Raw genomic sequence first — 7,005 nt, forward strand, 5'->3', positions numbered from 1 at the left:
GCGTGTCGGAAGCGCCCGGGAATCGTTCGCCGATCTTCACCAATACCTGGAACACCATGCACAAAAATTTTCCCGCGTTGACATCATGGAACGATTACCCGCGCCTGCGCATCGACGCCTTTGTTGATCGTTTTCCCGACCTGGCCGAGCTTGAAGACGATTATCTGGCGGAGCAGGGGGAGGACGACGACTTCAGCGAGCGGCACCAGGACACCGAGTTGATCTTCATCGAAGGCGATATCGCCATCAGTGCCGCGCAACTGGCCGCGTTGGGGCGTTCGCGCGATGTGCTGTTGGTGGTCGACGGCAGCGTCGAGGTCGAAGGGCCAAACCGGCATTTGCTGTACGCCAGCGGCGATGTGTTTTGCGATACGGTGCACCGGGATGACTGGCATATGCACTATCCGGTCGGTGGGCGCGTTCACGCCCGCTACTATGCGGTGCTGGAGGCGGACGATGGCGCTTTCATGGTGACGCCTGCGGCGATCCGGCTCGACACACCCTATGTGTTTTCCTGGTATTACCGCGTGGACGAGCTGGAACTGCCGCCCGAGACCGTGGTGTTCTTGATGGACGACGGCGAATACGCCGCCACGCTCGACCTGCCCAATCCGGTTTTTCCCTACCATGATTGCGTGTACGTGCTGCGCCCGGGGCTGGCGGGCGAGGCCACGTCGTACGGGTCGGACCGCATCGACTGGGAGATCCACGCGATCGAAGCGGCGTTAGCGCGTGGAAAATCGATCTTCATCGACGGTTTTTCGCTCGCCTGCATGCCCTCCATGCGGCTGGCCCGTGCGGAGCTGGCGGCGCGCGCGTGGCCCGCTGCCTTTGCCGCATACCGCGCCGCCGCGATCCTGTCGCCGGCGTATTACGAGGCATGGCTGGGCATGGGTAACGCCCTGATGGGCGCCGGCGCGTTCGCCCAGGCGATCGCCTTCTATCGCAGGGCAAGTGACTTGTTTCCATCGCGGCAAAGGGGTTTGCGCAATGATGCGGCAAATCAAGGCGCTGCCTGCGCGCTGGTGTGCCGCCAGGCGGATGTCGCGCGTGAGCTGGCCACGCTGTCCATCGAGCATCTGCGCGACATGGGGGGCGACCGGCACTTGTTGGGGCAGGCGTTCAACCTACGCGCCGAAGCGCACCTGATGGCCGGCGAACTGGAACGCGCGCGCGCGGACCTGGCCAGCCAGGTGAGCTACCAGCCGGACATGGCGAGCGCGCACTGGCTGCTCGGCCTGTATCACTACAAGCGCAGCGAGCATGCCCAAGCGCTGGCCGCGCATGCCATGGCGGTGGCCAGGAACGAGGGATTCGCACGGTATTACGATGCCGCCGACAGCCTAGCTTTCCTCTACAAAGAGCCTGTCGTGGCCGATTGGGACGGCGTGGCGATGGCCGACGCGGCCGGCGCGGCCTAAGCTGCGGCCGCGCTGCTATCGTAGACGCTCGGGCGCGACCAGCGGTCGGTCCCGCTGTGCGCCACATACCGCTGCTCGGTAAAGCCCGCCAGCCTATGCAGCAAGGGAGTGCGACGTGATTGAATTCAAAATTTCCCGTTTTGATAAGGACGAAATGGCTCATGTTTGTGACATGGGCGATCTTGAGTTCGTTTTTGATGGCGAACGAATCTCGACGACCAGCGATTCGCGCCTTTTGAATATGGTGTACCTGTCCGTTGTCGAACTGATATATTGCCTGGATAAATTGAGCAAAGGCGCAAAGCGTTGCAAATTTATAGCGGCTGATTCCTCCTTTGGCTTGGTGTTCGAGCAAAAAAAGAAACAATCTATATTTTGCTTGGGAAGAAGAAATTTGGGCCCTTTCTCTTGGGTGAAATTTTGACGGCAGTCAATGTTGGCATAGCCAATTTTGTGGCTGAACCGCTCAATGATCTGAGCCCAAACGGGGCCATGAACGGCGACTTCAATGATAGTCGAGGCGAATTAAAAGCAATTTTGGCCAAAAAGAATATCTCGCCCGCTCTTGATAGCGTCGGCAAACCTAATGATTTTGATTAGTGAAGCGCGGATTCAATCTCCCTGCGCTAATCTTGGCGTTGCCATTCGCGAGACGATGCTATCGGCTTCATCATATTCAGCCACATTTCTGGGGAAGTCAACGGGGCCGGCTGCCAGTCGGCCCCGTTGACTTTGTTCATCCGGATGCGCGGGGTTCACACGCCCGCGGCGCGCTCGCTCACGGCGCCAGCACGAAGGCGCGCGCCGCGCTGCTGTCGTAGGCGCTCAGGCGCGACCAGCCATCGGTCCCACTGTGCGCCACGTACAGCTGCTCGGTAAAACCCGCCAGGCTGCAAGCGTCGAGCAGGCTGCCCACGGTCGGCAGCGGATCGACCGGCGGCGACGGCGGGATTGCGCCCGCCATGCCGGCCGCGCTCCCCGCCGCCGTGCCCGCCAGGCTGTATTCCGGCGGCGACACCGCCCCGCGCTGCACATAGAAGGAATAGCTGGCAAAGCGGTTCAGTTGCAGCGCGAGGAAGGGAACGGCCACGGCCTGGGCCGATTCGCCGTAATGCATCACGCCGCATTCATCGGCCGCCATGCTGCCGCCGACGGCGGGCGCGTCGATGCGGGCGAAGGTGGGATTATTGTCCACCCGCACCGTCAGCACCATGCGCTTGAGCGCCGCGTCCACCAGCCCGAGCAGGGACGCATCCTGGGTTTGAATGGTGCCGGTCAGCGTGTCGGTGGCCGGCACGCGCCATTTGATGCCCAGCGCCTCGGGATCGACCAGGTTGCCGGCTGCATTGAACAGCTCGATCCGGATCTGCCACAGGCCACCTTGATCGGTTCCTGTCGCCACCCCGTTCAGGTCGAACGGCACGCCGGGCGCGACCGCCGCCGTGGGGATGACGGCGTTCTGCGTATCGAGCACGACGTTCGGGATCGACCATTGGCCGGTCGGCGGCAGCGCCGGCGGGAGTTCGTACAGATGCGCGGTGCTGCCGACCGTGCGTGGCCCCAGCGGATACTGCTCCAGGATCAGGTCGCCGCCTACCTCGTGCGTATAGTGGCGGTTGATCGCCTCGACGCTCGGGCGCCAGGACGATTCGTCTTCGCTGGTGCGCTTGTACGACACGCGGTAGTAATACACGCCCAGGTCGGCGCGCAGGGAGCTGTCGAATTCGAGCCGGGGGCGCAGCGATCCGCCCCATGGCCCGCTGCCATCCAGCAAGCCTTGCCTGGCCGGATCGAAACCGGCGGCGCCGATCCGGGTGCTGTCGTTGGCGCCGTGGATGCGCCATACCGACGTGTTGCCGATTCCCATGAACAACACCCAGTTGTTGGGCGCGGCCACGGGCGGGCAGGGCGGGCAGGCGTGCGCCAGCGGATGCGTGCTGATAAGCGTGACTTCCGAGCCGCACACATAGTTCCACCAGGTATGGCACAGCACCGGTTTCGGTTCGTAGATAGTGACCCAGAAGCCGGGCCAGATGCGCTGGCGCGCGATGAAGTACAGGTCGGGCTGGTCGAAGTTGAAGATCGAGCGCCAGATCAGGGCGCGGAAGTGGCCGCATTCGTCGGTCGTCACCGTGACAATCCTGGTTTTGCGCACCCCGAACGGGAAAAGCCAGCAAAACAGGGGGCGCAGCAGGTCGAGGTGGGTCAGGACGGCGCGCTCGAAGACCGGGCGCGGCGCCCTGGCCGCCAGCACCAGGTCGGGCGGCAGCGTGAGCGCGCCCAGCGCGCGGACCTGGTCGGTGGCAAGCTGGTCGACGTGCTGCAAGGCGGACGCTTGCAATTGGCGCGGCGGGAGCGGCTGCGGGTTCAGGGCGACGCTCAGCAGCGGATCGTCCAGTCCGGCGTCCAGGAATGGCTCGGGCGGGCGCGGCGGGATCGGCAGGCGAAACGGCGGCCACGGTCCGTCGACGATATCGCGCAGGCGGTCGATCTCGAGCTGGGGAAGCTCGGCGATGATGATCGGCCACGGGTCGACTTCGTAGATATCGACGCTGGCGTTGCATATCGGCAGGTTCAGTACGACGCCGCCTGACACCACGCGTTTGAGCAGCGTGCCGCGCACCACGCACAGGCGGCCGATCCAGCGCCGCCACAGATCCGGGCTCAGATCGAACAGCACGGGCGGGATGCGCTCCGTATTCGGGCGCACCGGGACGTGGCGGTCGATACCGCCGCGCCGCAGTACCTCGCCCACGTCCAGCGCGTCCTTGTCCACCTCCGGCCCCAGCACCACGCGCACTTGTTGCCCTTCGGCGCCGACCGGAACGGTCAGCCGCGCGCGGCCTTCTTTGTCGAGCTGCTGCATGTCGAGCAGCGTTCCGCCCTGGCTGAAGGCATAGCCGATGATGGTGGGCAGGTCATCCGGGCGTTCGGCGACGCTTGCCTGTACTTCCAGCGTGACGCTGCGCTCTTGGGTTTGCTTGGTCGACATTGCGGCTACTTTGTTATTGGTTGGAGTTCGAAAATAGGCCCGCGTGGCGGTCCGCGCCAGCGGCGATGTCATGAAAACCATGATTAATTGCTACAGATTTGATAGGTAAGGCAGGCCGCAGGGGCGCCGCGCTGTGGCAAAATGCGCCACTGGCTACGCAGGGTAGCCAGCCGGATTGAAAGAAACAGATGCAAAAGATGATGTCGGAACTGAGCCGTTTGTACATTCCCGCAGGCGCCTTGACGCCGGACCTGCTTGCGCAGCGCCGCGCGGGCCGCAGCGCGCTCGCCATCGCGCTGGCCGACGGCGACGTGACGCGCGCCGTCGTCATCCCGTTCCGCAAGACGCCCGGCGCCGGGGAAGCGCAGCATTGGACGCATCTGTGCGCGCTGGCCAATGGCTTGCAGGCAGAACTGGGCTTTCCCGCGCCGGCGGTCAGCATCTCGGCGTCGGATGGCTATTATTTGTGGTTGTCGCTGGAGGCGCCGACACCGATTGCGCACGTGCGCACCTTCCTGGAACTGGTGCGCAAGGCCTATGTGCCAGAAATGGCGCCGTTTGCCGACGCGGCCGGCGCGCCGGTGGAACTGCCGCCTTGCCTGGACCCGCAGAGCGGCAAGTGGGCCGCGTTCATCGATGCCGGCCTGGGCGCCGCGTTTGCCGACGAGTCGGGCCTGGAGATGGCGCCCCCGCTGGCCGCCCAGGCCGCGTTGTTGGAGCGGCTGGACCGCATCGGCGCCGCGCAGTTCCAGCATGCCATCGACGTGCTCGGGCACGCGCATGGCGCGCCAGCGGCTGTCAGCAAGCCAGTGATTCCGGCTGGCGCCGATGCGCCCGATGGTTTGCTGCTGCGCGACGCCACGCTGGAAGATATCGTGCGCTTCCTGCATGCGAAAAACATCGAGCCGACATTCCGGCATCTGATCTCTTGAATGCCGGATCGGGGAATGAACAATGATGCTTGAGAACAAACGCGACTATGTGGACGAGCTATTTGGGCGTCTTTTTAAGGTGGCTTTACAATTCGATTCTCGAAAACCGGGGCGGGGGCGGCTGACGAAAAAGTTCCTTCTTTTAGCGGGCCCGGTCGTATTCAATCTGACAGGGAACGCGACGGCGGGAGAAATTCGCTCGCTTGTTTTTCAGACGCAGAATTCATTATTGGCTCCTGAAGTCAATATTGTATTGTACAATGACAAAGATTATCCAAAGACCTTCGCTGTGGATTTTGGCTTTGATGAGGGAAAGCCCCGCGCGGCAAATCGACAATCGTGTGTGTTAACTAAGCGGGGTCCGGCGATGAATGACAAGTCGCTTACCAAGTGGGAGCCTCCGGGAATACCGCGACCTTATAGCGAATTTGAACGATTGGCCACCGTTGCGATAGTCTCTGCGAAATCGTTTGTACATCGATACTATCCTGTCGGTTTATTTACGGCACTGCCGTGCGAAATCGACGTAACGATAACGGATAAGGCCGACGGTAAAGAAGTCAACAGTCGAATTGTTATCAGTAAACCGGCACAGGAAGCGGACGTTGAGCCGGACAATGTGTCGGTCACGTCGACAGTTGATTCCCTGGACGACGATAAACTTCGGCTGGTAACGATTCTGGTAAAAAACAACGCTGCAAGACCGGCCGCATTCAGATTGGTCGGAAAGCGGCTTGTCGACTGCAATGCCGATATAAGTGATTCCCTGGTGAGGGAGGGAATGGAAGGCAGTTTCGTCAGGATCGAAAAGCATTCTTATGCGGCGATTCTTACTGCGATCAATATGCGGCCCGGGCCTGTTCCAAAGGACTGTCGCTTGTCGGCCGAATTTCAGGCTGTAGCGCCGCTGTCCCGGCACAACCCTTTGCGTCAGGTTACTGTGCCGCTGACGGCAAAGGCTCAATATCTTCGTACTTCCCCGGGACCTGCCGAGTAAGCCGCGGACTGTGATGTACGCTTGATTGTAGCGATCATGCTCTTCACACCGGGCAAAAGTAACGTAATCCTGCTCTTCCCGCCACGAAAAGACGCACGTTGCCGCCCATGTCAACGGCACACGTCAGGCCGGCATACGGCGTGTGCGTAAGGTGCAGAAAACATAAAATAAAACACATACATATGCTATGAGACAACCACCGTCAATACAAACCTATCCGGAACACGCTTCTCTCGAGTTTTCGGCGCACCTCAACGAGAATTCCTTATACATATTTCAGTGCAAGGATAACCATCCGGGCATATTGATCATGCTGAAGTCAGGCGCCGGTCCCGACCTGTCCCTGGGGAGTTGAGGCATGCCGCAAGCAGCAAGATTGGGTGACCCGGTTGGTCATACGCCGCCCAGCAGTTCCTCGGCAGGCAGCGCGGGAGGAGGCGGTGGTGACATCACCGGCAAGATTATCGGCCCGTGTTCGGGCAACGTGTTTACTAATGGCATAAAGGCGGCGAGAGCGCATGTTGACATGGCCAATTGAGCCTCTTGCAAAACGTCGTGAGGCGACGCTAACGAGCCGAAACGGGCGCCTTGATGAGCACTTTTTTCAAAGATTCGGGCCAGCCTGACGGCCTCGGCAAAGGCTATTCCTTCATTTCAGTCCAT

Annotated in this window: 6 protein-coding genes; 5 read left to right on the plus strand and 1 reads right to left on the minus strand. The window is 61.4% G+C overall.

Annotation, left to right across the window (positions count from 1 at the left end):
- The first annotated feature begins 56 nt into the window (after positions 1 to 56).
- From F2P46_RS28570 to F2P46_RS28580, 3 genes are all read left to right on the plus strand, one after another.
- The gene (locus F2P46_RS28570) at positions 57 to 1,421 is read left to right on the plus strand and encodes a tetratricopeptide repeat protein (protein ID WP_166896641.1); all 1,365 of its coding nucleotides are present in this window, start codon (positions 57 to 59) and stop codon (positions 1,419 to 1,421) included.
- A 115-nt stretch (positions 1,422 to 1,536) separates the two neighbouring features.
- The gene (locus F2P46_RS28575; RefSeq protein ID WP_166896643.1) at positions 1,537 to 1,845 is read left to right on the plus strand and encodes a hypothetical protein; all 309 of its coding nucleotides are present in this window, start codon (positions 1,537 to 1,539) and stop codon (positions 1,843 to 1,845) included.
- Entirely contained in the window at positions 1,842 to 2,021 is a 180-nt protein-coding gene (locus F2P46_RS28580; RefSeq protein ID WP_166896645.1) for a hypothetical protein, read from the plus strand. The genes F2P46_RS28575 and F2P46_RS28580 overlap by 4 nt, the downstream gene beginning before the upstream one ends.
- 178 nt (positions 2,022 to 2,199) lie before the next feature.
- Here the strand turns inward: F2P46_RS28580 and F2P46_RS28585 are convergent, their stop codons facing one another.
- Positions 2,200 to 4,413 carry a hypothetical protein gene (locus F2P46_RS28585; protein WP_166896647.1) on the minus strand — a complete coding sequence of 738 codons (2,214 nt, stop codon included), beginning with the start codon at positions 4,411 to 4,413 and terminating at the stop codon, positions 2,200 to 2,202.
- 188 nt (positions 4,414 to 4,601) lie between these two features.
- Between F2P46_RS28585 and F2P46_RS28590 the strand changes: the two genes are divergently transcribed.
- Positions 4,602 to 5,345: a hypothetical protein gene (locus F2P46_RS28590; RefSeq protein WP_166896649.1), complete on the plus strand. Its 744-nt coding sequence runs from the start codon at positions 4,602 to 4,604 to the stop codon at positions 5,343 to 5,345.
- Between the two features lie 22 nt (positions 5,346 to 5,367).
- Complete coding sequence (locus F2P46_RS28595; RefSeq protein WP_166896651.1) at positions 5,368 to 6,342, plus strand: hypothetical protein; 975 nt, start codon at positions 5,368 to 5,370, stop codon at positions 6,340 to 6,342.
- The last annotated feature ends 663 nt before the right edge of the window (positions 6,343 to 7,005 follow it).

This window comes from Massilia sp. CCM 8734 (assembly GCF_011682155.1).
Lineage (GTDB): Bacteria > Pseudomonadota > Gammaproteobacteria > Burkholderiales > Burkholderiaceae_D > Telluria_A > Telluria_A rubra.

What these genes read in the sequence shown, in the direction of transcription:
- F2P46_RS28570 (WP_166896641.1), top strand. Translation starts at nt 57, where the DNA reads ATGCACAAAAATTTTCCCGCGTTGACATCATGGAACGATTACCCGCGC.
- F2P46_RS28585 (WP_166896647.1), bottom strand. Translation starts at nt 4,413, where the DNA reads ATGTCGACCAAGCAAACCCAAGAGCGCAGCGTCACGCTGGAAGTACAG.
- F2P46_RS28590 (WP_166896649.1), top strand. Translation starts at nt 4,602, where the DNA reads ATGCAAAAGATGATGTCGGAACTGAGCCGTTTGTACATTCCCGCAGGC.
- F2P46_RS28595 (WP_166896651.1), top strand. Translation starts at nt 5,368, where the DNA reads ATGATGCTTGAGAACAAACGCGACTATGTGGACGAGCTATTTGGGCGT.